Raw genomic sequence first — 24,454 nt, 5'->3', positions numbered from 1 at the left:
AACTACTTAACTCAATCCCCGTTGCCATAGTTAAATATGTAGCTAATCTCTCTGCCGTCCATCGACCAAATTCATAACCTAAATCTAATGGTGATTGCTCGACAGTTTTTAATAGTAGTTCAATATACTCAGGAGTAGCTTTTCGGTAATGCTCATAATCTCGTTTGTTATGTAAGCTTTCCAAATTGTCTGGGTCTCCATGCATACACCAATATGCCACTGTTCTAGGCGAACAACCCAAAAATTTAGAAATTTCTTTTTGTGTTCTGCCATCGTTTTGAAGCAGAATAATTAAAATTCTTTCCCTGACGTGCGCTAGTTCATTCTCTTTAAGAGCCTGCTGTAGCCCAGTAACTTGTAACGGCGTTAAAAAGTTTTTAGCTGGTGGTGGCATAGTTGCTTTCAAGTAGTTCTGTTCTTTATTATGCAACCTAAACGCCGATTAGCTTAGTAACTGGTTGCTGATTATTCGGTGAAAACTTGCTGATACTTAGACTATCTAGCTGGCGAAATCCCCAATAACCAACGCCTAACATAACTAGGATTAATGAAAATGGAATACTCCCACATCCACACCCATTGTTTTCTTTTTTAGTCGGCATAGTAAAGGTAGTGACTGCTTAACAAACAATGAGTGTTATATCAATTTACTTCACTATGCGATCGCCACTGCCCCGGTTTGATGAAAAGCTATACTTTGAGTACATAGCTTTATTGGCATCAAAAAGAAGAACCTGGAATCACGCTATGAGCAAAACGAGATGTAAAAGCCAGCAACGTCAATTATTTAGGAACTTGGCTAAGTATACATTTGTTAAATTGACTGGATTAACGCTTGCTGTAACTATGACTGCAACAGTTACAAGTTTAGTTCAGCAGTCTAAAGCGATCGCCGCAGATTTACCTATTGTTAAGTCAGCAGCACTGGGAGCAAGCTTGAATGTGCCTTGGTCACAACCAGTTAAAGTTATAGACCCTTTTGAAGGAGATTATTTAGCAGTATTTGACAGGAACTATTTTGATCGGCAATTGCTGAACGACCACACGAGAACTGAAGTTGTCAGCCTTTGGAGTCGTAAATCTATTCGCTTTCTTTTAGCAGATCGCGATCGCAATTGTTTTTTAGGGCATAGTATCTATACCACTTCGTTATCCTCAGTATGTGACAGCAATAATACAACAGAAGCGATCGAACTATTCATTAAAGTTAGCGAACAAGTTTTTCGATTAAAGGGACAAAACAGTATTTTTGTTGTCAGCGATGAGTTAGCAAAAGCTTTACATAATTCACCCGTTGGCAATATAGACATTAGACTGGTGACTAGAAGTGGAGAGACTGTGGACAGTGAAATCGGTAAAGGAACTGTAAAAGCTTGGAAGGCTATTTACTAGCTGATGCTTCTCCTCTCAGAAAAAAGCCGCTAGCGGAGCCGTTTTATGAAGCCAAACTACAAATTGATAGCCGGGATTTTTTCGCTCTCGCCTAGATTTTTTTGAGCTATTAACTTTAGATGAAAAACTTTTGGTTTAATCTCTAGGCGGAAGGCAATAATTTCAATTTCTGGGCATTACTAAATGCGTGTATAGATCGCTACGTCTTTTGCTTAAAGCCTTGTCTAAACAACCACTGCATGAAACTAGGCACTAAACCGTAAGCTGCTTTAGATACACTGGCAGAACCAACTAAAATTTCAGTACGCTGATTTTTTACGGCATCCCATACAGCCTTAGCCACATCTTCTGGCTTTTCTACCACAGGGACGCTTAAAACTTGTTCGAGTTGCTTTCGCCGCGCCTCGGCATCTTCTTCATCTTTACCGCGAAAAATTGCTCGTTCCATCAAGCTGCTTTTAATTACACTCGGATAAATACCGCAGACATGAATCCCTTTAGGTTTCAATTCTGAGTGCATGGATTCAGTTAAACCCGCAACCGCAAATTTGCTAGTAGAGTAAGGAACTAAATAAGCAATAGGCACTTTACCAGCTATAGAAACTAAATTTACTATTGTGCCACTACCTTTAGCAAGCATCGAAGGCAGTAAGGCGTGAATTGTATGAATATATCCCCACAAATTTGTATCTATGGTTTGATGCCAATCGTCTAAAGAAAAATCTTCTACAGTTCCCGAACTATAAATACCTGCATTGTTAACTAGCACGTCAATACTGCCATATTCTGCCAATGCTTTATTGACTAAGTTAGCTACTTGTTGGGGATCTCTAACATCGCAGGGAATACTCAGAACTTTGGAACCTAAAACTTGTAATTCTTGCGCTGTGGCTGTCAAAGGTTCTACTCGCCGAGATGCTAGAACAAGATTGTAACCGTTTTGAGCAAATAAAAGCGCTGTTGCTTTACCGATACCTTGGGATGCGCCAGTAATTAAAACTGTAGGAGCCATACTTATACAAATATTGGTTTTAATAATATCTATTAGTTATTTGTAGGGTCTTTGCAACCTCTCTCCCTTGGTAGAAATATTCAAGCTATATATTGATTAAAATTCATATTTTTTTATAGCAACGGACACAATTGTTTTTTATTTAAGTCTGGATAACTTTAAAATTCAAGCTTAAATGATTTATTGCAAATTGTGTACCTTGGGTATATACTAATACCGTGCAATAGAAATAATACAGGTTCACAGCTAATTAATTACTAAATGAAGCCAGCCTAAAACTACTGTATATCAAGGTCATACTAGAGAAGTATACATAGTTAGTTTGAGAAATAAAGAGCGATTGTACCCAAGGGCAGACAATTAGCTATGGTTGTCAAGATAAGATAATAAAATGATAAAATTTATCCTGCAATCAAGTAAAATACGCGAATGGTAAGTAGTAAAAATTCGTATAGTGGACTTTTCGTGGCGTTTGCCATTATTGGTATATGGGCATCAAGCTGGTGTTTATTAATGTCCGTTGATATCTCGGAAGTTAATAATTTATTGCTTCTACCACTAATAGCCTTACAAACGTTCCTTTATACAGGTTTATTTATTACTGCTCATGATGCCATGCACGGAGCCGTATTTCCTAGCAATTTAAAAATAAATAACTTTGTCGGTGCTTTATCTGTAGGTTTATACGCACTTTTTTCCTACGAAAAACTGCAAAAAAAACATTGGCTCCATCATCACAATCCTGCCAGTGAATTAGATCCAGATTTTCATAATAGTAAGCATAAAAAATTTTTTGCTTGGTACTTTTATTTTATGCTGCGTTATTGGAGTTGGACACGATTACTGTCATTGATGGCTTTATACAATGTCATTCTTTTTACATTACATATTCCAGAAAAAAACTTAACTTTATTTTGGGTTATTCCTTCAATTTTAAGCTCAGTACAACTATTTTATTTTGGTACTTTTACACCCCATAAAGAGCCAGACGAGGGATATAAAAACGTTCATTGCGCCCAGACTAATCCTTTACCAACTTGGCTATCTTTCATTACTTGTTATCATTTTGGCTACCATTACGAACACCACGAACATCCTAATGTTCCTTGGTGGGGATTGCCCAAAGTTTACCAACAAAATGTAGTTCAAAGTTCCCAAGTTTCTTAAAAATCTGTGGTAAAAGTTGCTTTAACAATTGCAGGTTCTGATAGTGGCGGCGGTGCAGGGATTCAAGCAGATTTACGCACCTTTGCCTTTCACTGCGTTCACGGTACTAGCGCCCTGACGTGCGTTACAGCGCAAAATACTTTGGGAGTGACGCGCGTAGATGCGTTGCCCGTAGAATCGGTGGTAGCGCAGATACAAGCAGTAGTAGAAGATATCGGCGTACAGGCGGCGAAAACTGGAATGCTGCTAAATAGAGAAATTATTGCTGCTGTAGCCCAGCAAGTAGAAAGCTTGAAAATTGATAAATTAGTCGTAGATCCGGTAATGGTGTCGCGGACTGGGGCGCAGTTAATTGATGATAGCGCGAAGTCAACTATGCGCGACAAACTAATTCCTCAAGCATTGCTTGTTACTCCCAACTGCTACGAAGCACAAATATTAACAGGCTTAGAGATTCATACTCTAGCAGATATGCAAGCTGCCGCCCGCAGTATCTACAAGCAAGGGGCGAAGGCGGTATTAGTCAAAGGCGGGGGCATGAAAGGTGACTTGCGCGGCGTTGATGTGTGGTTTGATGGGCAACAAATGGAGACTTTGACTACAACCCTAGTAGAAACCAATAATACTCATGGTACAGGGTGTACGTTGGCAGCCGCGATCGCTGCTAATTTGGCTTTATCTCAAGATTTGTTTTCGGCTGTAGAAAGAGCAAAAACCTATGTTACTAATGCTCTACAGCACTCTTTAAGTATAGGTAAAGGACAAGGACCTGTAGGACACTTTTTTGCGCTTTGTAGTGAAAATGCAGGGTAAAGTTTAAAACTTTATACGTTTTTAGAAAAATAACGTTCAAATTGTTGAGATTTCCAGTAAGGTTGGGCATAGTCTTAAAGACTAGCTGTAGCTAATCTATGAAAATAGCTACAACGTGCGTACCAACCTTTAAGCAAATTTGCCCATGCGATCGCGCCCTACTCCAGATCGGAACTTACCAAACCCTACTGTCGCCTCTGCGCCCTCTGTACCAGTCTCGGTGTACAGAGAATTAGCCACCGAGTTACAAGCTGCTAAAGCGTTGTCTGAGTCTTTAAATGCTCAAAACCAGCAATTAGTTAGACAAAATCAACAACTGCAACAACAATTGGATAAAGCTATAGACTCAGTTTTGTACTGGCGAGCAAATCATGCTCAAAAAGCTGCTAATCGTTCTCTCCCTAACGCCCCAGAAGTATTACCCTTTTCTCCCCAACGTGCATCGCCATCGCCAGAAATTACCGAACTTGAACAAGGGCGCTATCGCCGCCAAGCGCCAGAACGAGTTTCTGAAATTAGCAGCTGGTCGCTGGCGATCGCTATTGTATTAATTATGGTTACAGCTTTTGGTGCGGGCTATTTTATGATGCGCCCTTTGATACGTAGTCGATAACTTTGAGCAGAATTGTATTAGTTGTTACGCATTACTTGTACGGTTGAATGATATTCAATGTCTTTGGATATTAAATACGTTAGGACTAGCGCGTTTAATCTATCACCATTTGGGTAGGGAAATATTTTAGTATTGTACCGATTGAAATACTTGGTAAACTCTCTAATAAAGTGCTACACGCAGTAAGGAGTGAAGAAATTGAAAAAGGTTGAAGCCATTATCCGACCATTCAAACTAGATGAAGTAAAAATTGCTCTAGTAAACGCTGGGATTGTTGGAATGACAGTTTCAGAAGTCCGAGGCTTTGGACGACAAAAAGGACAAACTGAGCGCTATCGCGGTTCGGAATATACTGTTGAGTTTTTGCAAAAACTCAAAGTAGAAATTGTCGTTGAAGATAGTCAAGTAGATATGGTGGTCGATAAAGTAATTGCAGCCGCAAGAACTGGAGAAATCGGCGATGGCAAAATCTTTATATCAACTGTAGAGCAAGTAATTCGCATTCGTACAGGGGAAAAGAATTTAGAAGCTGTGTAATGAAATTAGCGGGCGCAATGCCTTGCGCCCCTATAACCCTTGCAATTTGGGAAGTAATGCCTCAAATGCTTGCCCGCGATGGCTAACTTTGTGCTTTAATTCTTTTGGCATTTGGGCAAAAGTCTTTTGGTAAGCTGGAACGTAAAAAACTGGATCGTAGCCAAAACCACCCGTACCGCGAGGATGGTAAAGAATCTCACCCTGGCAAATCCCCAATTCTTGCAGTGCGATTTCCCCGTTTGGATCAGAAATTGCAACGGCGCAGACAAACTGCGCTTGCCTATTTGCAGTATCTCCTAACTCTGTTAATAGGCGCGAAATCCGGTCAGAGTCATCTTTGCCATAACGAGCCGAATAGATGCCCGGAGCGCCATTTAAAGCCGCAACTTCCAAGCCAGAGTCATCGGCGATCGCATAGTTTCCGGTAGCTTGAGCAATTTGGGAGGCTTTGAGACAAGCATTCGCTGCAAAAGTTGCACCCGTCTCCTCAATTTCTAACTCCTTGGGCTTTAGTTCCAATTCCCAGTCTAAACCTGTCAAATAAGCTTGCATTTCTTGCAACTTACCAGGATTTCCGGTAGCGACTACAAGTATTTTTCCCATACATTTATTTTTCCTTGTATTCCTATTCTGCCCACGCTTTTGCCCAAGCGAGAGTTTGATGCACTTGCCCAATAGTTGGGGCTTCGCAATACAAACGCAAGACGGGTTCTGTACCGCTAAACCGAATCATTAGCCAACTGTCATCAGCCAAACGAAATTTGTAGCCGTCGATGCTAAGACAATCAACTACCGCAATGCCTGCAATTTCTTGTAAAGGCTGGGTTTGCAACTGGTTTAATAGCCGACTGCGCACGTCCATACTCGCCAAAGGTAGGTCAATGCGATCGTAAACCGAATGGAAGTTTGTTCTAGCTTGCAAGCCCTTATAGAGTTCGCTCAAGTCCATTTGCGCAACAGAAATCGCTTCTAGCAAATACAACGCCGATAATAAGCCGTCGCGTTCGGGAATGTAATCGGCGTAGCCAATTCCTCCCGATTCTTCACCGCCTAGCAACACGTTACTTACTAGCATTCGATTGGCGATATATTTGTAACCCACAGGGGTTTCATACACGGGCAAATGGTACATTTCGGCAACGCGCGAAATTAAGTCCGAACCGCTTACTGTCCTGACAATTTCCCCTGTTAAACCGCGTTTGGCAGCTAAGTGTTGAATCAAAATTGGAATTAAAACTTGGGAAGAGAGAAAATTTCCTTGCCCATCAACTGCCGCAATGCGATCGCCATCGCCATCAAATACAAAGCCGACAGCTATACTACCCGCAGCTTTAGTACGATTGTGAGTCCGCATCGTGCGAAATAACTTAGATAGGTAACGGGGTAATGGTTCCGGCGCACCACCACCAAACAACGGATCGCGCTTACTATTTATTTCTTGTACGGGTACTCCCAATATTTGCGCCATCCCTCCGGCAGCAGCACCGTGCATCACATCAACAAATACCGTTAATTTGCCCGAAGTAATGCGGCTTCTAATTTGATTTATATCTACTTTTTGCGCCAAAGCTCGGCAATAATTACCCCAAGGCTCGAAGGTTTGCAGCGTACCAGCCTTAGCCGGGGGAGATGATTCGGTAGATAATAATTCTTCAATTTGTCTAGTAACTTCTTCTGGTACAGAACCCCCAAAAGCGCCTTTAACTTTTAAGCCCAAGTAGCTACCAGGATTGTGACTTGCGGTGATAACTAACGCACCTATTGCGTTGTAGTGCTTGACTGCCCAACTAAAAGCCGGAGTTGAGGCGTAGCCACCAGCTAAGAGTACGTCAAAACCTGCGGCGACCACTGCATCGGCGGTTTTTTGGGCAAAAGTTTCTGCCATAAAACGGCGATCGTAGCCGACAATAATGATATTGTTGCCTGCGGTAGAGCCGTAAGTCTGTGCCAATACTTTGGCAGCAATCGGCGCGACTAAAGTTAGGCGATCGAAGGTAAAATCATCGGCAATTATTCCTCGCCAGCCATCTGTACCAAATTTGATTTCCTGAGTAGATACTGGCATCGATTTTCCCCTACATTTCTCAGGCAGGATTTTAACATTTTTGCAGCTACTAGCGCGGGTTCAATTACAATTGCGATTGGAAAAATAACACCACGCGCCCCAATCCTCTTTTCCAAAGTTCTCGCTTGCGCCAAGCATTGCTATTTATTTGCTTGCACCGAGAAAACCCTGTAAATTCTTTTTTTAGCCGCGTGAATGCTGGTTAAAAATAAAGCTTTTACTGAGGAAGAACGATAGGAAGGATCGTCACCCGCCGTTACCATAATTGCCGGATCGTTTGTCGGTTGGGGATTAAATGCTTTTATATTTAGATCCGCCGTGCCATGAACGTAAGTCCAATGCTGCATGAACATACCTTGCAAAGCCGCTACAATTTCTCCGCTAAAGCTCATTTCAAAATCGTACCAAGGGCCAGTATCTTTAATATTGTCTAGTCCATCCCAAAAATCTGAAATTCCAGCGCCGCCGATTAGGGCTTTTTTGTTGTCAATTACTAACAACTTCCAATGAGTCCGAGCAGAATAATCGATTGGTGCTTTCCAATTAAATTTATTGAAAAAGCGAATATCTACCCCACAAGCTTTTAATCTTTTCCAGTAACGCTTTGATAGCTTTTTTGAGCCGTGATGGTCGATAATCATTAGCACCTCAACCCCAGCATTTGCGCGATCGCATATCGCATCGGCAAAGTCCTGCGCCCGTTGCCCTAGAGTCATGAAAAATGTTTCAAAATGAATGCTGTGTTTTGCTTCCTTAATTGCGGCAATTCTGGCTGCATAAATGTTATCAGCTTCAACCCAATGCTCGGTGCAGCGACCAGTCGTAAACACAGAGTTTGATAAAGTTGCCAAAGCCAAGGGAAAGCGAGAATCGTCGGGACTTGGAACATTGAGTAACTTATATTCAATGTTTGATAAAGTTGCCAAAGCCAAGGGAAAGCGAGAATCGTCGGGACTTGGAACATTGAGTAACTTATATTCAATGCGATCGCGAAAGTACAAGACAAACACTATTACAGCAATAGCGGCGAGGATAACCCCGCCGCTCCACCACAGCACCATTGAAATATTGAACATAGCTACACCTCTATCTTTTAGAATAGAGGCTTTCGGTAGCTTTTAGTTAGAGTGCTTTACTGATAAATGCTATGCGATCGTCAGCACTTAAAGCCTGGAGAGATTGCAAAAATTCAGTTACTTCTGATGAGGGCTGAATGCTGCTAATACTACTTCCTAATTTTTGACCCATTTGATACCAAAAAGCAAGTTTATCGTCTTTACCCAACGAACTATATTCGTCTATGGGTATGGTTTCGTTGCTTCCAGTTACAAGTTCAGCTAGTGCTTTACTAGGATTTGGATCTAATGCAACTTCATCGCCATCTTGCCTTTGAGCATCTAGCATATCGCGCAAGGCTTGGGTTTGCAATTCGGGCGATAGCTGTCCGACTTTACTTACTAACCCACTTACTTTTGCTGAATCATTAACTGCATTTGCAGGTAGTTGTCCAGCAATATGCTGGTACATTAGTGCCAAGGCTGCTAGACGATCTTCTATTTTCAAACTACGGAATGCTACTACAGATTGCTTAACTGTGTCGGATTGTGCAGAGGTCATAATCAATACTTGGAAATTAACAACATTTGTGGATGTATTAAGCTAAAAAAGCTGTTTTAGCCCAAAAAACTAGGAGATCGAAATCAGCTTTAGTTAGACATCTGAACCAGCTTTTGCTTCCGCACCCATAGGTCCTACATAATCGCGGAATAAAGTGATTTGTTGCTGAAATTCCATGCCTTTGATCTTGTTAAATAATTCGTCAGCTTGAGAAGAAATTTTGTAGTCAGAGGGCATTGGAATAATTTCGCCGCTATCCATTCCTTGCGATAAGCGATACCACAATAGTAGCTTGGTAGTTTCGCTCATCGAGCCATACATCCGGGTATATTCATTATCTGCGTTATTGATTAAGTCCCGTTGAAATTGTAATTGCTCCTCGTGAGACTTTTCTTTAATTTGATTAAACAAGCCTTCAGCAATATCTGTCCCTACGGTACTTGCACCAGGCGCAGCTGGAGTAATTGAATCACCCATTTCTTTATAAATAAAGTAGAACAAAGCTAGTTGATCGTCTACTTCCAAGCTTTGAAAAGATTTTACAGCTTGACTAATATCTGGATCGTTAGTTTGAGTAAATGTCATAGCAACCTCTGCTTAATTAGTTAACAACAGTAATTTTCCTTGAAAAATTACGGGGTTAAATTTAATACCTAAAAACTGTCCAAAATGACAACTTTCTCTGAAGATTAACAAAGGCAGAAATGACAATTAAACCTACTATAGATAGAGGTATAGAACCTAACTATAGATAGAGGCAGCTATAACTTGACTGATTGCAACTACAATAAACGCCTTTGAGCATTTCTGATCGTCAAATATACCTTATCCAACTGTCACAAATACCCAGAAATGTCCCTATAAAAATATCAATTTTTAGATTAGAACTTGCGCGATCGCTCATTTTTTTAAAGTATTTAGTCCAACAAGCTACCTTGGTTACAATCTAAAAACTTCTAATTTCTTTACGAACACTGGACGATCACATTACTCCTAGCGCATATTGTATGCGTCCCCCTAAAGAGGTAGATTGCTTTCGTGAAAACTGAGATTCGCTATAAACCAGCTTTTGCCACAATATTTCTCACTCTCAACCCTGGTGAAACTATTACTGCGGAAGCGGGAGCTATGACTAGCATGGATTCGCAATTATCAATGCGAACCGAGTTTTCGGGTGGGCTTATATCTGGACTGATGAAAAAGTTTTTTGGTGGTGAGTCTTTGTTTGTGAATGTTTTTACCAATCAAACTAAAGATCCACTGAAATTAACTTTAACTCAATCTACGATTGGCGATATCGACAGAATCGATCTAAATAATAGTGAAATTTGCTTTCAACCAGGGGCTTATATTGCTCATACTCCGGGGATAAATATGGGAGTACAATGGGCAGGATTTGCTAGTTTCTTTGCCGGAGAAGGGCTTTTTAAACTGCGACTAAGTGGTAAAGGGAGAATCTTTTTTGGTGCTTATGGTGGGATTACCAAAAAACGGATTAGTAACGAGTTTATAGTCGATAGCGGTCATTTAGTTGCCTACGAACCACAAATTAAAATGAGCATTAAGCTGGCTGGGAGCTTAGTTGGTTCGGTCACATCAGGCGAAGGAATAGTAAATAAGCTGTCTGGAGAAGGGGAAATATATTTACAATCTCGTAGCGTTGACGGGTTAGTTAGATATTTGCGCCCTAAACTTCGCTGGTAGAAATATTTATTAGCTGTGAAATTGAATTATTACTAACCAAGTTAGTAAATAAAATTTTGCTGGATTTAACTGAGGATTTAAGACAATGAATGTAGAAATTGTACATCAACCAGATAGCGCGATCGCACGTGTAACCCTCGACTCTGGTGAAGAATTAGTGGCTGAAGCCGGGTGCATGATTGCGATGAGCGGCTATATCAATGCTAGTACCACTTTGCGGCAAGGTAAAGGGGGCGGAATTTTAGGCGGACTCAAGCGTTTAGTTGCGGGAGAATCGTTGTTTTTAAGTGTATTTCGTTCGCCAAAGTCTGGTGGCGAGGTATTTCTTGCACCCAAATTTATGGGCGATATTTTGCTCTACCAAGTAACAGGAGCGGGGTTAGTTGTGCAATCAACTTCGTACCTAGCAAGTGAAACCAATGTTGATATCGATCTAGGTTTTCAGGGCTTTAAATCGGTATTTTCTGGTGAATCACTTTTTTGGCTAAATATTACAGGCAACGGTTCCGTTATTCTTAGCTCTTTTGGGGCAATTTACGAAATATATGTAGATGGCGAATATATTGTTGATACCGGACATATTGTTGCTTTTGAAAAAGAATTAACTTTTGAAATTACAAAAGCTGGCTCTAGTTGGCTGGGTGCTTTTTTAGGTGGAGAAGGCTTAGTTTGTAGATTTAAAGGACAAGGAAAAATCTATTGTCAAAGTCACAATGCCGGAGCCTTTGGTCGGGAAGTTGGCTCTAAATTACCATCTAGATAAAACAAAGTTATTTAATATTAGGAGTGCAATAAAAAATGCCAGTTAAAAATAATGAAATTGCTTACGAAATTACTCATGCTCCCGCTTATGCTTCTTTGCGTTTGAGCTTGCAAGCAAATCAAACCGTATTTGTAGAAGCGGGGGGAATGGCAGCAATGGACTCTTGGATAAACATGAAGTCTAAGGTACAAGGCGGATTGAGGAAGGGGTTGGGGCGAATGTTGGGAGGTGAATCGTTGTTTTTAAGCGAATTTACTGCCCAAGGCAAGCCAGGAGACTTATATATTTCGCCAGGAGTACCGGGAGATATTCAGCATTACTATATCAATGGTACGGGGTTGATGATTCAATCTTCTGGGTTTGTTGCTTCTAGCACTACCGTAGGAATTGATAGTAAGTTTCAGGGCTTTAAAGGTTTTTTTAGTGGGGAATCTTTGTTTTTGATTAAAACTACTGGACAAGGTGATATTTGGTTTAGCTCTTATGGCGCAATTGTCGAAATTCCGGTTGCTGGCGATTATGTAGTCGATACAGGCTACATTGTGGCATTTGAAGATACTTTAAACTACAGCGTTGAGATGCTAGGTGGCTTATCGTTTAAAGGATTGAGGACGGGAATATTAGGCGGTGAAGGGCTAGTTTGTCGTTTTAGTGGCAATGGGCGTTTATGGGTGCAATCGCGCAAGCTGTCAACTTTGATTAATTTCCTCAATCCTTTCCGCCCGACTAAAGATTAGAAAATTATATTTAGCTACTTTAACTACTAAAACTCCTAATGTCTTCAGCAAATTACAGCAGTCGCAATCAGCCCCCTACCAATCGGCAATTATTAATCCTTTTAGGCATTTTTGCTGGATTCACGATCGCGATTATTTGGCTAATTGGCTGGATTGCAAGTAGCATCGTCTGGCTAATTCCCCCCAGCGTCGAACAACAATTGGGATCTGTAATCGTCCCCGTCTACCAAAGCCAAGCAAAGCCCTCGCCCGCCCAAAACACCCTCAACACGCTATTAGACCGATTAGAAGCTCAGTTGCCCCCGCAGCAGCGCCAAAATAGAGATTATCAGGTGCTGTATATTCCCGAAGATACCGTTAATGCTTTGGCGATACCAGGCGATCGCATTATTATCTATGCTGGTTTGGTAAAACAAGCTCAGTCCGAAAACGAGCTAATGATGGTATTGGGTCATGAATTGGGACATTTTGCCAATAGAGATCATTTACGCAGTTTGGGCAGGGCCGTAGTTGTGCAAATTGCGATCGCTTATTTTGTGGGCGATGTCGGTTGGATTCAATCCACCGCCGCTTCTGGAATTGCAGCTTTAAGCAACGCTCAATACTCTCAATCTCAAGAAAGTCAAGCTGATGAAGTTGGTTTAACTTTATTACAGCAAACTTACGGTCATGTAGCTGGAGCCACAGATTTTTTTGCCAGGATGAGTCAAAAACAAGGATTAGATATAGATTTTTTAGCTACCCATCCCGCACCAGGTAGGCGAGTTAAAGAATTGCAGCAGTTAATAAAACAGCGCAACTATCAAGTAGAGCAAAAGCTACCTTTACCGCCTACCTTGTTTTAGACAATTTTAGTCCAAATTCCGCTCTGCTGACAGATAATATTGAACGCGGAAAGGGTTTATTTTTATTTTGTAGTTCTTCAAGCATTTAATTAACACTCCTAATTTGATGTTTCTTCTAGCAGATATGCTGGGAGCAACTTTTTAGCAACGGTGCAATTTCTCCCTTGCTTTTTAGCTTCGTAAAGTCCTTTATCTGCCACCGCAAACAAAACTTCCGGGGAGTATTCTGGCGTAGGTGTTGTACTAGCAATTCCTACGCTTAAGGTGACATACTCGCTAACTGTAGATTCGCTATGAACAATTTTTGCTTGTCGGACTTCCTCGGCGATATTTCGAGCTACGAAAGTCGCTCCTAATTCGTCAGTCTGCGGCAAAATTATGGCAAATTCCTCACCACCGTACCTTGCTACTAAGTCGACGGGACGTTTGACGGCGCGACTGATTGCCTTGGCAACTAGGCGCAGACATTCGTCTCCTGCTTGATGACCGTAAGTATCGTTATATAGTTTGAAGTAATCGATATCGCAGACAATCAATGCTAAGCTGGCATTTTCTCGCCCTAGTCTTTGCCATTCTAAACTTAGATACTCATCAAACTGGCGGCGGTTGGCAACTTGCGTTAAGCCATCGGTAACAGCAAGGCGTTGCAACTCTTGATTTGCTTTTTGAATCGTTGCTTCGGCTTGTTTGCGTTCGGTAATATCGCGAAATGTTACTGCAAAGCCCTCTCCTAACTTGACGGCGACAATATGAAACCAAGCTTTGAGGCTACCATCGTCATAATAAAGTTCTTGTTCTTCAGGCAAAGTAGTTTCCACTACTCGCACATAAGAATCAAATAAGCCTGTATGGCGATTCGTGGGCATTTCTACAAGTAAAAATTTACCAATTAATTCGTTAGCAGTACGTTTAAATATTTGTTCGGCAGTAGGATTTACTAAAAGCCATTCAAAGTCTGTAATGCTTCCCCGCGCGTCTCTAACAGACTTAAATGCCATAATTCCATCAATGGAACTATTTAATACGCTAGAAAGTAGCGATTGAGAATGTTGCAATTTTTGAGTTCGGTCAATTACTTTTAATTCTAAAGTCCGCGCGTAGTTCTCTTGTACTTCATACAATTTAGCATTTTCTATAGAAATTGCAGCTTGAGAACAAATTATTTGCAAAACCAATAATCTTTCGGAAGTGAACGCGCCCTTGGTTAAATTATTTTCTAAATAAAGAATGCCTCTAAGTTGATTTTGTGACTGGATAGGAACGCATAAAATAGATTGAGGCTGATACTTGACAATATAAGGATCTTTCGTAAATAAGCCTACAGACGCAGCATTGTCTATTACTAAGCTTTCCAAGGTTCTAGCAACGTAATTAATTATAGATTGTGGTAAAGCGTCACTACTTGCAACTGGTAAAGACTGCTGGACTTTCACGGTTTCTGAATTAATAGATGATGCTTCTATCAGCAATTCGCCATCAGTTTCTAATATAAGTATTCCCGATTGCGCCCCCGCATTTTCTATCGCAATTTTAATCAGTTTAATTAATAACCGCTCGAAATCTATTTCACTACTGATTGCTTGGGAAGCTTTATTTACTGTTGCCAAATCTAGAGACTCTGAACTTGCTCTCCTAAAAGTATTTAAGTCAAATTTGTTGATAGATGTATTTTGAGCAGCTACCTCAATCGCGCTCCCGATCAATTCTGGATATTTCTGCTGCAAGTCTGTTACTTTTGCTCTAGCACCCCATCTGGTATAGCAGTAGATAGCTTCGCGTAGATAAGCTTTGGCGATTGCATCTCTTTGTAGTTTTAGATAAAACTTTGCTGTTAGCTCCTGTGCTAAAGCTTCTTCGTTGATATATTTATTTATTTTTGCGTGTTCTACAGCCCGATCGTAATATTCTATTGCTAAATCTTTTTTCCCTTTGACGCGATAAATTTCAGCTTCTACTAAGTAAAATTTGTGCAGATAGTTTTTAGGTGAGTGATGCGCCCAGTTTTGCAGCTTTTTTTGATTAAGCATTACTTGTTTTAGCATTCGCTTTTGAGCTAATTTTCCTAAGCGATCGCCTATAGCTAACTTTGCTAAAGAATCATAGAAATAAAATAATGTTTCAAATAAAGATCCGGTTACTCCATTTATATATTCCGCAGCCAGAGCGGCATTTTGCACAGCTAGGGCGTACTCTCCAAATAAATAGCAAAGAATTAGTTTGTGAAAATAAAAATAAAAAATAATTGTCCGTTCGTTTTCTTTTTGATGCAGTGGCAACATTATTTCTTCGTTGTAAACATCGCCGCTCAACTTGCAAGGATTTTCCGTTCCACCTAATAAATTAATTATTACTTGCCGATAAAGTTTATTTTGGTGAAGGGATATTTGACCTATTTTAGCCAAAACTTGGTTGTATTCAGCCATTTCTTGCTCTAGCTTTACCAATTCTTCACCACAAAAATAAGCAAAGAAACAATAAGTATTTATTGCATAGCCGCTATATTCTAAGTCTCCTGCTGCCAAAGCTCTATGATAAAAATCTTGAGCAATCTTTAGAGTTTGATTGAGATGGTTTTGCCAATGATTGAGATAGGCATAAACCATAAACTTTGTTTTAAGTGCAAGTTCTAAAGCATCTAATCTATCTAGCAAGGTTAGGCTAACTTGACCTATTTCATAAGCGCCTTTGATATTTTTTAATACGTTAATTAAAATTAGCGAGTAATCAAAATAAGCAGAGGGAGAAGTTAAGTCATTTCCGTATTTTAGTGATAAATTTATCCTAATCGCGATCGTAAAAAAGAATAATTGTGGATTAGTTACATAAGCTGCTGTTTTAACAGCAGTCATAATTTTCATAGCTGCTATTTTATTAGCATCAGTCATCTTTGGTAAGGCAACCAGTTCTTGATTTTTCTTGAAAGCCAAAGCTATTCGTGTTTTTGCCAACACCAACATTAGTTGCAATTTGCTAGGATGTTCAGGCAAGCTTATTCCTAATAAGTTTAATGCTTCTAAGCTTATTAGAATTGCAGTTCTAAACTCATTTTGAGTTATGGCAGATTGGATTTCGATTTCGTATATTTCTACTTTATCTTTGAGCGATCTCGCTTGCTGCATGCCTATAGCAGCCAAGGCTTTTGTCTGCTCAAAATCTGCGCACAAATAAGCTATTTCTGCGGCTTCCAAATATAAAGACAGTGTGAGATCGTAATAATATTCCCAGCTATTATTTGGCAACAAATTCAGACCAGTTTTTAAGTACTCGTAGGCTGGCTGATGAGCGGCGGAAGCTTTAGCTTTTTTTGCGGCTCCCAAGTTTAAGTTAGCTAAATCTATTTGCTGAGATTGTAAACTTATGAGTTTGCTTCCTAAGTTTAGTTGATTGACAATATCAAATATTTTTTGTTCTAATTCTTTAACTGAAGTATGCTGTAATAAAAGTTCTCCTACTTGCAAGTGTACTCTTGGTTTATCTTGCTCAGATATTAATGAATAAGCAGCTTGTTGAATTTTATCATGAGCAAATTTGTATTCGCACTCAACTTCTGAGCGTTCTAGCAAATCTAAGTCCACTATTTTCCAAACAGTATCATCTAAAGGAAAAATCAGACCAACGGCAATTGCTTTTTGTAAATGAGTATTAGTTTCTACGATTGTTTGTTTAGCAACTATAGATAATTTTTTTCTTTCAAACCGATTGCCAATTGCTGCTGCAAACTCTAACAATTTTTGTGTAGCTAGTGGTAATCTTTGAATTTTATTCACCATTAACTCAACTACATTATCTGTGATATCTTGGATCTGGATTTTATCGATATCCCATTGCCATTTACAAGTTTTACCGTCGAAATATAATAGTTTTTCTGTATAAAGCGTTCGCAAAAACTCGTTAGTAAAAAAGGGATTACCCTGAGCTTTTGTATGAATCAATTGAGCTAAAGACAAACATTCTGCAAGCGAACATTTGAGGCTGTCAGCAATTAAACGATTGATATCGAGTAGGTGTAAGGCAGATAAATGGATAGAACTAACATTTACCATTTCCTCTCGTCTAATTTCCTCTAATATTGAAGTCAAGGGATGGGCTGTACTTATTTCATTAGAACGATAAGCTCCAATTAAAAATAAATAGTTATTCTTTTTTGCTGATAGCAGGGTTTTTATTAGTTTCAAAGAGTCTAAATCTGCCCATTGCAAGTCATCTAAAAATAAGATTAAGGGGCTTTCCCTGGTAAATATAGAAATAAAATTTTTGAAAACTAAATTGAAACGATTGCTTGATTCAAAAGCTGATAATTTATTAACATTTGGCTGTTTGCCAATAACTTTTTCTAGTTCAGGAATTGCCTCAATAATTACTTGGGCATTATTACCTAAAGCTGTAATTATTTTTGTTTTCCATTCTTGCAACTGTGCCTCACTTTCTGTCAAAAGCTGCCGTACCAAGTCTCCAAAAGCACTAACTATTGCACTGTAGGGGATATTGCGCTGATACTGGTCAAATTTGCCAGCAATAAAATACCCTTTATATCTTGTAATTGGTTGATAAAGAACTTGCACCAATGCAGTTTTTCCAATTCCAGAATACCCAGATATTAATACAGCTTCATTTTGATTTAGTTCAAGTTTTTGTTGAAATACGATACCCAACTTTTCAAAAGCTGTGAGTAATATTTTAATTTCTTGTTCTCGTCCATACAGCTTTTGGATAACTTGAAATTTATCAGAGACATCCGTTGTCCCTAGAGTAAAGTTTTGAATTAAACTATGATTTTCTAACTGCTCTAAACACTTTTCTAAGTCTGCTTTAATTCCTCTGGCGCTTTGATATCTTTCTTCTGGTGTCTTGGCTAGCAACTTCATCACTATAGATGAAAGCACTAGGGGAACTTCCGGTTGAAGTTTGCGCGGTGGTGTTGGTGTTAGCGCCAAATGACAATATACCAACTCCATGGCATCTTTAGTAGTAAATGGCAGCGAGTTAGTCAATAATTGATAAAAGGTTACTCCTAAAGAATAAAAATCTGTACGGTAATCTAGAGAGCGGCTCATTCTCCCGGTTTGCTCTGGAGATAAATAAGTTAAGTTTGCTTCTAAATTATTAGGGTTCTTGATAGTAGGATTTTCACTTATTAGAACTGTAGCAATACCAAAATCAATTAGTTTTAATTCGCCTGTTTGAGAATTAAAAACTATATTTGCTGGGTTAATATTTTTATGAATTATATCTAAACTATGAAGCTTTACCAAAACCTCAGTAATTTTAATTGCAATCTTTAAAAAATCTTTAAGGGCTAGTTTTTTCCGGCTAATAATTATGCTTAAAGATTCAGCACCAAAATCTTCAAAGATGATTACTAAGGTATTATTATACTTTTCTAGGCTGTAAGCTTTGACAACTCCAGGAATATCTAAAGAACTAATTAGTTCAAATTCTTGTTTATAAATAGCAAGGTGTTTTGGTAAGGGATAATCAAGCTTAAGAATTTTAAGAATGACTCTTTGACAATCGCTTTTTCGGATGCCTTGATAAACTAAGGATCGATCGCTCTCATAAATTTTGGTCTTGACTGTAATCCCAGAAATCTCTATCATAGTTGGCAAAATTTAAAGCAGCGTAACTGCAAATAGTCAAGCTTACGCTTATAAAGATAGATGCAAAATATTACTTAACTATAGCAAAATCAATCGCAGCGTCAATAAAGTATTAGTCACGAATGATGCTTAAAAGAGCTAAAAATTTTTCAGCATTCTTTAAAGATGCGAAAATGTTATTTCCAAGTTGCCACTGTTGATATAAATCTAATTTATTGCTAGTGAAAATCTAAGTTAGGTTGTATAAAGTAGTTCTATTTGAGTTAGGAAATGCTGACAAGGTAAATTTGGAGTAGAGACATTTGAAACTATAATCTTTTGGCAAAATTATCCTAGCTTGCCTAGAACTAACGTCCTAGGCTAACAGCTTCAGCCAACTAATAAATTTTTGCTTTCAACCCTCTAATCTATAAAGTTTAGACGCGACGCGGAACTAAAATTTTTATAGCAATAAGGAGTTGAGTATAGCAAGCAAAAGGCAGAACAATTCTGCTCTTAATTACTGCAAATAGCTTTGTGCTTCTTGAGCTACAGCTTGTACCTCATCTTTTGCTAAAGTTTCTAAAGTAGCACGAGCGCGATCGCCACCCAAATTATTCATAGCTTGAACAACTCGATAACGAATTTGCCAGTCGGTATTTGTAGCATAAGGAACTAATAGCTCCACAGCGCGGCTGTCTCCTAGCTCTCCCAAAGAGCTAATTGCTGCTGTTTGCACTAAATCGTTATCTGAACTTAGAGCTTCGCTCAGCAAGTCAAAGGAGCGCGGATCGCCAAGTTCCCCTAAAGTAGCCACAATACTAAACTTGACTAGCCATTCAGGAGTATTGTAATAAAGCTGCTGCAAGTCCTCAAAAGCTTCGGTAAGTTTTAAAGCACCCAAACAATCGGCGGCGGCGGCTTGTACGTCGGGTTCGGGGTCGTTGTGCAACCTTTCAAGTAACAACTCCAAAGACTTTTGTAAGTCTTGTCCGCCCAAGGTATCCATTTGACTTACCGCCGCATAACGAACGCGGGTATTGCGATCGCCAGTTGCAATTTGGGCAAGTTCAAAGGCAATTTTCTTATCTTCTAGTTCCCGAATTTGATTTACCGCCCGCAATCTGTCGCCCAAATCTTCTGAGTTGAGCATTTGCTTAATAGATTCAGAATTAGCACTCATTTAGTTTAGATGGTGAAAAGGATAATTTTATTCTTGACTTGCTGCCATAGCGCGGACGATATCACCGCGAGTTAAAATGCCAATTACAAGGTTATTCGCATCAACAACTGGTAAGCGCCGGACATCGCGATCGTGCATCAACTGAGCCGCTTCTTTTAGAGGTTTGTCCGCAGCTATAGCAATGGGATCTTTACTCATTACTTCGCCCACAGTTTGCCCTAAAGCCTTATGCAATTCCCGCTCGTAGGTAGCAGGATTTTGCAGATAAATTACGCTATCGAGAAACATAATGTAGGCAGGAGGAGTTACACCAGTTTGTTGCCACATCAAGTCAGTTTCCGAAATTATCCCCACTAAGCGATCGTCATCGTCAACTACGGGAAGCCCGCTTACTCGGCGCTCTGCCAAAATTTTAATGGCTTCATTTAGGGGCGTTTGGGGCTTAACGACGACAGGTGTAGGAGTCATCGCGTCAGCAACAGTGTTAGGCATTTTTTGGGCTGCTACTTGTTAAAAAACTTTTCTATTTTTATTGTAGAAAATAGCGGTAGCAAGCCCGATTTAATTTAATGATTATTACTACTACTGAGATCAAACGTGTTTCGATCGTTTCTTTGACTTGGGTAGCAAGAAAATTGCGTTAGCGTAGAAATGGATAGTTTCTTTTCTTAAATTGCCGTGTTGCCTTCCCGACTTGCTGCCAAAATCATTAGCTTATTAGTACTCAGTGCGTTGAGCGCCTGTGCAAATAGTCCAGCAGGCAATAACTTAGAGGGCTTGCTGAGCGCCGATCCTCGATTATCAGCAACAGAAAACGCCCAGAGCGATCGCCCGTCTCAGCCAACGCCTGGTTTACCTGCGGATTTTCCCATTTATCCTAATGCTCAGTTGCAAGCTGTTGTCCCCCCCACTCCCACGGCGAATACATCAACTATCTTGACTACGTGGGTAAGTCCCGATGCGGCTAACAGAGTTACAAGCTTTTATCAAAACGAGTTACAAACTCAATCTTGGCAAATTGACAGCCAGCCTACAGAAGCAAATAACGCTTTAATCGCTCGTAAAGACGATTTGCAAGTAACAATCGCAATTCAAGATCCAACTCCAGGAGCTACACAATTTACGATTGAGTATGTCCGTAATGCTAATTCAGCCCAAGCTACCCCTGATTCAGAGGTAGCACCATCCCCCCAAAGTGGCGATTCAAACTTCGTTGGACCTGTAGCCCCCTCGTCCCCTGCACCAAGTCCAAGTATAGATTCAACTCAAATATTTACAGATATCGACCAAGCACCCCAACAATTGCGCCCTTATATTAAAGATCTAGCTGCATTGGGTGTATTGTCGCTGCCAACTCCAGGCAATAAAACTAACTCTAGTTCGCAATTTTACCCAACAAAAACTATTACTCGCCGTGAATACGCCCGCTTGCTATTTGCTGCCAATAATCAAATCAATAGCAGCCGTCCGGCGCTGCAAATTCGCGAAGCAGCAAAAGAGAACCAAAAGACCTTTCAAGATGTCCCACCAAGCGATCCAGATTTTGCGGCAATTCAAGGATTAGCTGATGCTGGCTTAATTCCGAGTGCTTTATCAGGAGATAGCAGCGCTGTATTATTTCGCCCTAATGCGCCTCTAACCCGCGAACAGTTGATTGCATGGAAGGTTCCTTTAGATACCCGCCAAGCCCTGCCCAATGCCTCGGTAGATGCCGTAAAAGATAGCTGGGGCTTTCAAGATGCTGGCAAAATCGATCCTAAAGCTTTACGGGCAATTTTTGCAGACTTTCAAAACAGCGATCGCGCAAATATTCGCCGCGCTTTTGGCTACACAACCTTATTTCAACCCAAAAAGTCTGTCTCCCGCGCGGAAGCTGCTGCCGTTTTGTGGTACTTTGGCAACGCTACAGAGGGCTTGTCGGCGGCGGAAGTATTGCAAATCCAAAATTCCCCAGACAACAGTACGCCAACATCAGAACCATCTCCGCAATAATTAAAATAGGATGCTTGGAGCTAAAAAATAATTCTAAACACTTGGTATAGTTGAAAAAGTTTAAGTATTTTTGCTGTCAGTTGCAAAAAACCAGCGCGTATTTAAGCTTGATTCGGTGAAAACACTAGGCAAATTTAGGACATTTCTCTGTATGCAAAAACAATTTTTGGCTACAGGTATTGTTTTTCTATCTTTTTTGTTTCCGTTACGAACATTTGCGGCAAGCTTCACAGAAATGTATGTTTTTGGCGATAGTCTATCCGATACAGGCAATTTGTTGGCTGCAACGGGTGGTTTGCTTCCTCCTAGCCCGCCTTACAGCGAGGGACGAGCTTCTAACGATCGCCTATGGATAGAATATTTGACTGAAGACTTGGGTGCAACTACTACGAATTATGCTTTTGCTGGTGCAACTACAAATAGCGATAATACATTTGTCCCAAGTTTAATTGGACTAGAACAGCAAATTACTAATTTTCAAACCACTAATTCTTTTGCCAACCCCGAAGCTTTGTATGTAGTTTGGGCGGGTTCCAATGACTATCTTGGCGCAGGAGTTACTGACCCTAGCGTACCTGTGGGTAATTTAGCAAATTCTATTACTACCCTGGCGGAGTATGGTGCTGAGAATTTTTTAGTAGTTAATTTACCAGACTTGGGGCAGCTTCCCGCTACAAGTAGTAGCGATCTTTCCAGTAGTCTTAGCGCTTTAACAGCAGCACATAATACTGGTTTAGACACCGCACTTAATAGCTTGAGCCTGAGTTATGGCATTGATATCTACGATCTTGATGTTAGTTCGCTATTTGCAAATGCGATCGCAACTCCAGAATCATTTGGGTTTACAAATGTTTCTGATGCTTGCTTAAACTTGACTGCTTCTATTATATGTTCAAACCCAGACCAATACCTATTTTGGGACGATTTACACCCCACAACGGCGGCTCACGAACTAATTGGCGACTTAGCCTCAACAAGGTTAAATTCTCAACCAATTCCCGAACCTAGTAGCGGGCTGGGGATATTAGCCTTTGGAGTATTGGGCTTTGGCGCGATTGCTAAACGCAAATCAAAAAAAACAACTCTCACCCGCTAGTCCATTGAGCAATAATTTTTTGAACTACGACGAGCTATTTCTGACCATTGAGGAATTAGTTATGCACCATTCTCCGAGTGGTGTGGAAATAGAAATTAATCAGCTATTGCTGCGCCGCTTTGCGGAAATTGGGGTAGAAGTTTGGCAAGACAAAGCCGATAATATTATTGCCAAAATTCCCGGACGGGAAGCCGGATCTATTGCCATTACAGCCCATAAAGATGAAATTGGCGCAATCGCTAAAACTATTGAAGCTGATGGTAGAGTATCCGCCCGCAAATTAGGCGGCTCTTTTCCTTGGGTGTATGGCGAAGGCGTTGTAGATTTACTCGGAGATCGTGCCACTATTAGCGGTATTCTTAGCTTTGGTTCGCGCCACGTCTCCCACGAATCGCCCCAAAAAGTTCAGCAAGAAGATACCCCCGTGCGTTGGGAAGATGCTTGGATTGAAACTAAATGCACGCCTGAAGAATTAGAATTAGCTGGGGTACGCCCTGGAACTCGCATTGTAGTTGGCAAACACCGCAAGCGCCCAGTGCGATTGAAAGATTATATTGCTAGTTACACTCTAGATAACAAAGCTTCCCTTGCGATCTTGCTGGCGTTGGCAAAAAACTTAACTCAACCAGTTTTTGATACTTATTTAGTCGCCTCTGCCAAAGAAGAAGTAGGCGCAATTGGAGCGCTGTATTTTAGCGGACAGCAACGATTGGATGCCTTAATTGCTCTAGAAATTTGCCCTCTAGCACCCGAATACCCTATTGAACCTGGAGCTATACCAGTAATTTTGTCTCAAGATGTTACGGCATTTACGACGAAGGCTTAAACGCCCAACTGCGTCAAGCTGCCCAACAGCTAAATATGCCCTTACAACTAGCGGCAATTAGTGGCTTTGGCAGTGATGGCTCTATTGCCATGAAACTAGGTCATGTCGCCCGTGCTGCGTGTTTGGCATTTCCGACCCAAAATACTCACGGGTTTGAGATCGCCCATCTAGGAGCGATTTCTGCCTGCGCCGAGCTACTCCAGGTTTTCTGTGAAACTCAATAGTAAACTTTGTGTTGACTGACTTGGAGGGGCAAAAGCCTTGTATGACTGGAGGTTGGAGTCTTAAAAACCTAGGGAAGATAAGAATTTAAAGCGACCATTGAGCTATACCTATGTTCAAAATCTTAAATTGATATTAAATTTATATAGAATTAAATCTAATACATTGTTATACTAAGTTGCGGTCAGAGGTAGTATTTGAAGATGAGGGAAGAAAGTCATTGAACGCAGGCGCTCACTATTAGAAGAAAGTTCAAGTAAGCCTTGGCAAAGTACATCTTCTACCTGTTCAAGG

Annotated in this window: 21 protein-coding genes and 1 pseudogene; 12 read left to right on the top strand and 10 right to left on the bottom strand. The window is 40.4% G+C overall.

Annotation, left to right across the window (positions count from 1 at the left end; genetic code table 11):
* A partial coding sequence (locus AC2VE5_RS17300) for a helix-turn-helix domain-containing protein (RefSeq protein ID WP_486888965.1) occupies positions 1–394 on the bottom strand: 394 nt, incomplete at its 3' end.
* A gap of 452 nt (positions 395–846) precedes the next feature.
* Between AC2VE5_RS17300 and AC2VE5_RS17295 the strand changes: the two genes are divergently transcribed.
* Positions 847–1,392: a hypothetical protein gene (locus tag AC2VE5_RS17295; RefSeq protein WP_486888964.1), complete on the top strand. Its 546-nt coding sequence runs from the start codon at positions 847–849 to the stop codon at positions 1,390–1,392.
* Between the two features lie 199 nt (positions 1,393–1,591).
* Here AC2VE5_RS17295 and AC2VE5_RS17290 read toward each other — a convergent pair whose 3' ends face one another.
* Positions 1,592–2,404: an SDR family NAD(P)-dependent oxidoreductase gene (locus AC2VE5_RS17290; RefSeq protein WP_486888963.1), complete on the bottom strand. Its 813-nt coding sequence runs from the start codon at positions 2,402–2,404 to the stop codon at positions 1,592–1,594.
* A 429-nt stretch (positions 2,405–2,833) separates the two neighbouring features.
* Between AC2VE5_RS17290 and crtW the strand changes: the two genes are divergently transcribed.
* From crtW to AC2VE5_RS17270, 4 genes are all read left to right on the top strand, one after another.
* Positions 2,834–3,571 (top strand): beta-carotene ketolase CrtW, encoded by a 738-nt coding sequence (gene crtW, locus AC2VE5_RS17285; protein ID WP_486888962.1) that lies wholly within the window; start codon positions 2,834–2,836, stop codon positions 3,569–3,571.
* Positions 3,572–3,577: 6 nt separating this feature from the next.
* On the top strand, positions 3,578–4,384 hold the full coding sequence (gene thiD / locus AC2VE5_RS17280; RefSeq protein WP_486888961.1) for a bifunctional hydroxymethylpyrimidine kinase/phosphomethylpyrimidine kinase: 807 nt from the start codon (positions 3,578–3,580) through the stop codon (positions 4,382–4,384).
* 145 nt (positions 4,385–4,529) lie between these two features.
* Positions 4,530–4,997, top strand: a complete 468-nt coding sequence (locus tag AC2VE5_RS17275; protein ID WP_486888960.1) for a hypothetical protein — start codon at positions 4,530–4,532, stop codon at positions 4,995–4,997.
* A 198-nt stretch (positions 4,998–5,195) separates the two neighbouring features.
* On the top strand, positions 5,196–5,534 hold the full coding sequence (locus AC2VE5_RS17270; RefSeq protein ID WP_486888959.1) for a P-II family nitrogen regulator: 339 nt from the start codon (positions 5,196–5,198) through the stop codon (positions 5,532–5,534).
* A 30-nt stretch (positions 5,535–5,564) separates the two neighbouring features.
* On the opposite strand, the gene rdgB is transcribed toward AC2VE5_RS17270, so the two are convergent.
* The 5 genes from rdgB to AC2VE5_RS17245 all read right to left on the bottom strand — a co-directional run bounded on the left by rdgB (position 5,565) and on the right by AC2VE5_RS17245 (position 9,801).
* On the bottom strand, positions 5,565–6,137 hold the full coding sequence (rdgB, locus tag AC2VE5_RS17265) for an RdgB/HAM1 family non-canonical purine NTP pyrophosphatase (protein WP_486888958.1): 573 nt from the start codon (positions 6,135–6,137) through the stop codon (positions 5,565–5,567).
* A 22-nt stretch (positions 6,138–6,159) separates the two neighbouring features.
* Entirely contained in the window at positions 6,160–7,599 is a 1,440-nt protein-coding gene (locus AC2VE5_RS17260; protein ID WP_486888957.1) for a phosphoglucomutase/phosphomannomutase family protein, read from the bottom strand.
* Positions 7,600–7,739: 140 nt separating this feature from the next.
* Positions 7,740–8,675: a phospholipase D-like domain-containing protein gene (locus AC2VE5_RS17255; RefSeq protein WP_486888956.1), complete on the bottom strand. Its 936-nt coding sequence runs from the start codon at positions 8,673–8,675 to the stop codon at positions 7,740–7,742.
* Positions 8,676–8,721: 46 nt separating this feature from the next.
* A complete protein-coding gene (locus AC2VE5_RS17250; RefSeq protein ID WP_486888955.1) occupies positions 8,722–9,216 on the bottom strand; it encodes an orange carotenoid protein N-terminal domain-containing protein in 495 nt (164 codons plus the stop codon).
* Between the two features lie 93 nt (positions 9,217–9,309).
* Positions 9,310–9,801 carry an orange carotenoid protein N-terminal domain-containing protein gene (locus AC2VE5_RS17245; RefSeq protein ID WP_486888954.1) on the bottom strand — a complete coding sequence of 164 codons (492 nt, stop codon included), beginning with the start codon at positions 9,799–9,801 and terminating at the stop codon, positions 9,310–9,312.
* Positions 9,802–10,254: 453 nt separating this feature from the next.
* Here AC2VE5_RS17245 and AC2VE5_RS17240 point away from each other — a divergent pair, with 453 nt between their 5' ends.
* The 4 genes from AC2VE5_RS17240 to AC2VE5_RS17225 all read left to right on the top strand — a co-directional run bounded on the left by AC2VE5_RS17240 (position 10,255) and on the right by AC2VE5_RS17225 (position 13,265).
* On the top strand, positions 10,255–10,920 hold the full coding sequence (locus AC2VE5_RS17240; RefSeq protein WP_486888953.1) for a TIGR00266 family protein: 666 nt from the start codon (positions 10,255–10,257) through the stop codon (positions 10,918–10,920).
* Positions 10,921–11,005: 85 nt separating this feature from the next.
* Positions 11,006–11,683: a TIGR00266 family protein gene (locus AC2VE5_RS17235; protein ID WP_486888952.1), complete on the top strand. Its 678-nt coding sequence runs from the start codon at positions 11,006–11,008 to the stop codon at positions 11,681–11,683.
* Positions 11,684–11,718: 35 nt separating this feature from the next.
* Entirely contained in the window at positions 11,719–12,420 is a 702-nt protein-coding gene (locus AC2VE5_RS17230) for a TIGR00266 family protein (RefSeq protein WP_486888951.1), read from the top strand.
* Between the two features lie 38 nt (positions 12,421–12,458).
* The gene (locus AC2VE5_RS17225) at positions 12,459–13,265 is read left to right on the top strand and encodes a M48 family metallopeptidase (protein ID WP_486888950.1); all 807 of its coding nucleotides are present in this window, start codon (positions 12,459–12,461) and stop codon (positions 13,263–13,265) included.
* A gap of 98 nt (positions 13,266–13,363) precedes the next feature.
* Here the strand turns inward: AC2VE5_RS17225 and AC2VE5_RS17220 are convergent, their stop codons facing one another.
* From AC2VE5_RS17220 to AC2VE5_RS17210, 3 genes are all read right to left on the bottom strand, one after another.
* Entirely contained in the window at positions 13,364–18,862 is a 5,499-nt protein-coding gene (locus tag AC2VE5_RS17220; protein WP_486888949.1) for a diguanylate cyclase domain-containing protein, read from the bottom strand.
* Positions 18,863–19,361: 499 nt separating this feature from the next.
* Complete coding sequence (gene nblB / locus AC2VE5_RS17215; RefSeq protein ID WP_486888948.1) at positions 19,362–20,024, bottom strand: phycobilisome degradation protein NblB; 663 nt, start codon at positions 20,022–20,024, stop codon at positions 19,362–19,364.
* A 27-nt stretch (positions 20,025–20,051) separates the two neighbouring features.
* A complete protein-coding gene (locus tag AC2VE5_RS17210; RefSeq protein ID WP_486888947.1) occupies positions 20,052–20,516 on the bottom strand; it encodes a CBS domain-containing protein in 465 nt (154 codons plus the stop codon).
* A gap of 186 nt (positions 20,517–20,702) precedes the next feature.
* Between AC2VE5_RS17210 and AC2VE5_RS17205 the strand changes: the two genes are divergently transcribed.
* The 3 genes and pseudogenes from AC2VE5_RS17205 to AC2VE5_RS17195 all read left to right on the top strand — a co-directional run bounded on the left by AC2VE5_RS17205 (position 20,703) and on the right by AC2VE5_RS17195 (position 24,162).
* Positions 20,703–22,016, top strand: a complete 1,314-nt coding sequence (locus AC2VE5_RS17205; RefSeq protein WP_486888946.1) for an S-layer homology domain-containing protein — start codon at positions 20,703–20,705, stop codon at positions 22,014–22,016.
* A 151-nt stretch (positions 22,017–22,167) separates the two neighbouring features.
* Positions 22,168–23,112 carry an SGNH/GDSL hydrolase family protein gene (locus AC2VE5_RS17200; protein ID WP_486888945.1) on the top strand — a complete coding sequence of 315 codons (945 nt, stop codon included), beginning with the start codon at positions 22,168–22,170 and terminating at the stop codon, positions 23,110–23,112.
* 61 nt (positions 23,113–23,173) lie between these two features.
* Positions 23,174–24,162: pseudogene (locus AC2VE5_RS17195) on the top strand (M42 family metallopeptidase).
* The last annotated feature ends 292 nt before the right edge of the window (positions 24,163–24,454 follow it).

This window comes from Aliterella sp. E5.1, from assembly GCF_057473825.1.
Note: the sequence above shows the minus strand (reverse complement) of the source record. Positions and strands in the feature narration are given on the sequence as shown.

What these genes read in the sequence shown, in the direction of transcription:
- AC2VE5_RS17235 (WP_486888952.1), top strand. Translation starts at nt 11,006, where the DNA reads ATGAATGTAGAAATTGTACATCAACCAGATAGCGCGATCGCACGTGTA.
- AC2VE5_RS17250 (WP_486888955.1), bottom strand. Translation starts at nt 9,216, where the DNA reads ATGACCTCTGCACAATCCGACACAGTTAAGCAATCTGTAGTAGCATTC.
- rdgB (WP_486888958.1), bottom strand. Translation starts at nt 6,137, where the DNA reads ATGGGAAAAATACTTGTAGTCGCTACCGGAAATCCTGGTAAGTTGCAA.
- AC2VE5_RS17220 (WP_486888949.1), bottom strand. Translation starts at nt 18,862, where the DNA reads ATGATAGAGATTTCTGGGATTACAGTCAAGACCAAAATTTATGAGAGC.
- AC2VE5_RS17290 (WP_486888963.1), bottom strand. Translation starts at nt 2,404, where the DNA reads ATGGCTCCTACAGTTTTAATTACTGGCGCATCCCAAGGTATCGGTAAA.
- AC2VE5_RS17200 (WP_486888945.1), top strand. Translation starts at nt 22,168, where the DNA reads ATGCAAAAACAATTTTTGGCTACAGGTATTGTTTTTCTATCTTTTTTG.
- crtW (WP_486888962.1), top strand. Translation starts at nt 2,834, where the DNA reads ATGGTAAGTAGTAAAAATTCGTATAGTGGACTTTTCGTGGCGTTTGCC.
- AC2VE5_RS17230 (WP_486888951.1), top strand. Translation starts at nt 11,719, where the DNA reads ATGCCAGTTAAAAATAATGAAATTGCTTACGAAATTACTCATGCTCCC.
- AC2VE5_RS17255 (WP_486888956.1), bottom strand. Translation starts at nt 8,675, where the DNA reads ATGTTCAATATTTCAATGGTGCTGTGGTGGAGCGGCGGGGTTATCCTC.
- AC2VE5_RS17295 (WP_486888964.1), top strand. Translation starts at nt 847, where the DNA reads ATGACTGCAACAGTTACAAGTTTAGTTCAGCAGTCTAAAGCGATCGCC.
- AC2VE5_RS17275 (WP_486888960.1), top strand. Translation starts at nt 4,530, where the DNA reads ATGCGATCGCGCCCTACTCCAGATCGGAACTTACCAAACCCTACTGTC.
- AC2VE5_RS17245 (WP_486888954.1), bottom strand. Translation starts at nt 9,801, where the DNA reads ATGACATTTACTCAAACTAACGATCCAGATATTAGTCAAGCTGTAAAA.
- AC2VE5_RS17225 (WP_486888950.1), top strand. Translation starts at nt 12,459, where the DNA reads ATGTCTTCAGCAAATTACAGCAGTCGCAATCAGCCCCCTACCAATCGG.
- nblB (WP_486888948.1), bottom strand. Translation starts at nt 20,024, where the DNA reads ATGAGTGCTAATTCTGAATCTATTAAGCAAATGCTCAACTCAGAAGAT.
- AC2VE5_RS17210 (WP_486888947.1), bottom strand. Translation starts at nt 20,516, where the DNA reads ATGCCTAACACTGTTGCTGACGCGATGACTCCTACACCTGTCGTCGTT.
- AC2VE5_RS17260 (WP_486888957.1), bottom strand. Translation starts at nt 7,599, where the DNA reads ATGCCAGTATCTACTCAGGAAATCAAATTTGGTACAGATGGCTGGCGA.